Origin of the sequence: Carboxylicivirga taeanensis, assembly GCF_051851475.1 — a bacterium.
Lineage (GTDB): Bacteria > Bacteroidota > Bacteroidia > Bacteroidales > Marinilabiliaceae > Carboxylicivirga > Carboxylicivirga taeanensis.
In genome coordinates this window covers 1-4258 of sequence record NZ_JBPUSJ010000036.1, presented here as the reverse complement: position 1 = coordinate 4258, position 4258 = coordinate 1, and the positions used below count along the sequence as shown (strand labels likewise).

The following is a 4258-nucleotide window of genomic DNA, read 5'->3' as shown; positions in this document are numbered from 1 at the left end:
TATTAAGTTTAATGCCAAATCAATGTTTGGCTTTGTGGGAGTCAGGGAAGTGGAGCTGTGTTCTCTCCTTAAGCATCATGCAGCTAACCGTTAGCGGTCATGCGGTATACTCACAATATTGGATATTAAAATTAACAATGAAGCAGTTTCAAATAACTTCTAGACCAAGACATTTAAGATATGTGTATTTTATTGATATAAAATATCCATATGAAAAGCTGTTTAAACTAATTTGTGAGAATCAAAAGATTTGGGGAGGTAGATATAATCCAATTATTCCTGTAAAAGAACAGGTTATTTCAGAAAATTACATTTCTCTAATAAAATTTTATGACCCCGACTATGTATTTTATTCAGAAAATATAGACCCTGAGATAATTAAAAGGTTAGGTTTCTTTAATCCTTGTGGATATTACAATCTAGACGAACAGCCAAGAAAAGAAAATATTTTAGGAGTTGATTCATTTTATTTTCTTTCCAAATTTGATACGAACTCAAAAATTATTTTACCTCATGGATTATGGGAAACCAAAAGTCCACTACTTAATTTTTATAAACTCAATTTTGGTATTGAATCTGATACTTTTGTAAGTGAAAATGAGTTAAGTAAAGCATACCAACGAATAGATTTAGACAAACAATCATTTAATTCTCTTAATCAAATACTTCACCAGGAAAAACCCATAATAAAATCCGGGTTATCAAGAATGAACTTAAATACCAAAATATTAAGGGATTTAAAACATGCACAGCATAGTGAATTTGAAATTGTTATTGACAAAGATAAATCTTCAAATAATAACCTAATCTATTATTGGAATAGGTTATTATTTGAAGGAAGAAATATTATATATCTGACCATTGAAGAACTTGAGCTTTTAAGTAATGATAAATATTTCGGTGGAATATTATATGATTTGAGCAATGACCAAGCAATCAAGGTTGTCTCTCATAATTTGAGTAAAGATGAAATACAAAAAATAATTACCGAAAAATTAAATCCAATTTCTTTTTATAGAAGTTTTCAATTTAAAGATATAGAGAACTTTCCATATGAAACTCTTGATGCTAATGGATTATTTGAAAGAAATTACGGTGAAGTCTTTTTAACTCAAACATTGATAACAGAGAAGGGATTATTTCATTTACCCAAACTTAGCTTTACAAATGAGGTTGGTTTTCATCCTCAAAAATGGGCTATAGATATCGAGCTTAAAAAGTTTGAAGAAAATAATTATCAGAATGAAATAAAGTTTCCTTTTACTACCGAGACTTGGCAAATAATAAAGAATGTTGAAGGTAGAATTAACAGAAAAAGAGAAATTTCTATTATTGTTCATAATCAGAAAAACACGTCAGATAATTTAGAAATTGCCATACCTGAATTTGGTGATTTATTGCGTCAATTAATCAGCCACCCTAAAATTCATGGACAAACAGTTAATACTAAGTATATTGATATCAGTCATCATGATGCAAGTAATAAGCTATCAGCATTTTTAAAAACGTTTAATTTCAATTTTTGGACAATTGATGACTTTTTCACAGATAAGTTTTGGGTAGACCTATTTGAAGGGTTAATAAAAAGTGAACGTGTTGCTGGTGATTCTATACATTTTGAAGAAATAAAATCTAAGGCTATTCAAGCATTACAGCAAAAAGGGATTTCGTTAGGAAACAAAGGTGAAACTTTACTGAATGAAGAAAATCTTGAATTGGGACTTAAAGAAACCATTGGTGAACTTTGCGACTATCGTGTTTTCTTAAAGGGTTTCAAAATTAAATGTCCTAAATGTTCTTCTGAATTTTGGTATCCAATAAGAGAAATAAGTGAAGCCATTAACTGTAAAGGATGTTTAGAAAGTTTCAAATTACCGATTGAACCAAAATTTGCTTACAAATTAAATGATTTAATAAAAAATAATATTTTTCAATCAAAAACAAGTAGAGATGGTAACCTAACAGTTATAAGGACTTTGGCAAGTATACAGAGCAATAGTAGACTGTCATTTGAATATAGTCCTCAGATTAACCTTTATAGCAGTCTTAAATCACGAAAACCATGTTCTGAGATAGATATTGTATGTTTATCAGATGGAAAATTAATTATCGGTGAAGCAAAACACAAAAGCACTGGTTTTTTTGAAAAAAACAGTAAAGGAGAAAATTCTTTAGATACACTTGTAGAATTAGCACAGATAATAAAACCTGATACTATCATTTTATCATGCTATGAAGATATACATACAAAACTTGAAAAAGCGAAAAAATATATTGACGGAAAATTCTATCGATTTGATTATGTACCTGAGATAGAGACATTAAATTTAAGACAGCCTGATGATTTTAATATTGGAGGAGCAAGATATTTTTACTACTGATATAAAGCACGAACCGCTAACACGCGGTATAGTTAATAAGGGTTTCAGTGGTTTTTGGGGTGTAGTAACCCGCTTCAAAATTTGCTGTAACTTGACAGGTGAAAAGCCCGCAATCCCTAACTAACCATACCGCCACCGTTACAGGCAATTTCGGGCTTCAGCTTTGTAAGTGGGATAGAGGACTGTCGCCAAAAACCAAAACTTAGTATTACTTGGCCACTAATCCCGACTCGGTTGGTTTCATATTATCCCAGGCGTTCAGATTGCAGAGCCTCTGGAATTGATTTTCAAACGTGAACAGGAATCAATTTGATTTACAAACTGTTTACGCCGCTCTTAATCAGTATTAGTTGGTTATAAGCTACTTTAACTGGCTTTCTCACTTTTCTTTCCGGAAGCTTGATTTACAAACGCTGGCGTAAAACACCTTCTCATTTGGTTTTTGGCTTAGTGCAAAGCTGAACATTAGAGAAATTAAGAAGATAAAATAACAGCCTGTAACAAGCTGCAATAATGCATAGCAGTCTGGCTCGCTTTGGTTGGGCCGATTCCCGCCTCGATTGCCTGTCCTGTCGGACGGACAATCAGCACCGCGAATCTGCTACCGCATCATGCAGCTAACCGTTGTGCCCAATTAAAGAAAACAGACATCGAACATTAAGTATATGAGATTTTCACAAAGAATAGGAAAGAAAAAAGCAACGAAAGAAATTCAGTTAGAATCTATAGATACTGAATTACAGAATGGCTTATGGAATATAATTAAATTGCTTTTTATTGACCCAATACCACGCCCTACTAATTATAATCGTGGAGAATTTAATGGCTTTGCCAATGTGCTTTGGCATCACTTCTACAAATTACCTGTTGACAGAATACCTGAATATGAATTTCAAATTGAGGATTTTATTCGCAAAAGGTTTTTTGAAGACGAATGGTACGAAAGTTATGATTTTATAGAGTTCCTGTTGAATTTGGATTATGACCATTATAACAAAACGGAATTCGTCGACACATTAAATTCTATTTTAGAACGTGAATTTGCTGGATATAGAATAATTGACAATTTGATTGCGCCAATATCAAATGAACTTGAATTGGAAGAGTTATCTACTGCGACTAAAAATACGAGTCAGTTTTCTGCCTTAAATGGAGCAAATGTTCACTTAGAAAATGCGCTTGACTTAATTTCTGATAGGAAAAATCCAAATTATAGAAATTCAATAAAGGAATCAATTTCAGCTGTTGAGGCAACCTGTAGGATTATAACTAATGAAAATACATTGGGCAAGGCTCTGAATAAGCTAGAAGAAAAGGGACTAAATATAAATAATCAATTAAAAGCAGGTTTTGATAAAATATATGCTTATACCAATGATAAAGAAAGTGGGATAAGACATGCAATAGTCGAGCAACCAAATGAACCAGACTTCAGTGATGCAAAATATATGTTAGTTTCGTGTAGCTCATTTATAAATTATTTGATAACAAAAGCTGAAAAAATAGGATTGGAAATAGAATAACTGGGCACAACAAACCGCTATAGTGCATAAGGGATTCACCTCAATTAGGATAGTTTGTGGCTTCGGCGAACAACGCCAAATCGTTGATTTGACTTTAAAATAAAATGAAAATATAAAATCCAACCCAACGCTTCGGCTCCCCGCATTTTGAAAGGTTAGTGAGGACAATATTCCCTTACGCACCATGCGGCAGGCCGTTAGGCACAACCCAATATTTTTAAGCCCGATTCGAGGTATTTTTGGGATTCGTGAGGCTTTCGAGGAATTTGCTGCTCACCCACGGGCCAGCAACCCACATTCGCACAAATAGTAAGTTTTGCAAATCGAAGACTTAATCGTTTTCACTGAAAGTTA

The 4258-nt window shown here is 32.9% G+C and carries 2 protein-coding genes; both read left to right on the top strand.

Annotated elements, in window-relative coordinates; translation table 11 throughout:
* The first annotated feature begins 137 nt into the window (after positions 1-137).
* Complete coding sequence (locus ACSX1H_RS18810) at positions 138-2381, top strand: hypothetical protein (protein ID WP_439185799.1); 2244 nt, start codon at positions 138-140, stop codon at positions 2379-2381.
* Between the two features lie 665 nt (positions 2382-3046).
* Positions 3047-3904, top strand: a complete 858-nt coding sequence (locus tag ACSX1H_RS18805; RefSeq protein WP_439185798.1) for an AbiJ-NTD4 domain-containing protein — start codon at positions 3047-3049, stop codon at positions 3902-3904.
* Positions 3905-4258: the final 354 nt, after the last annotated feature.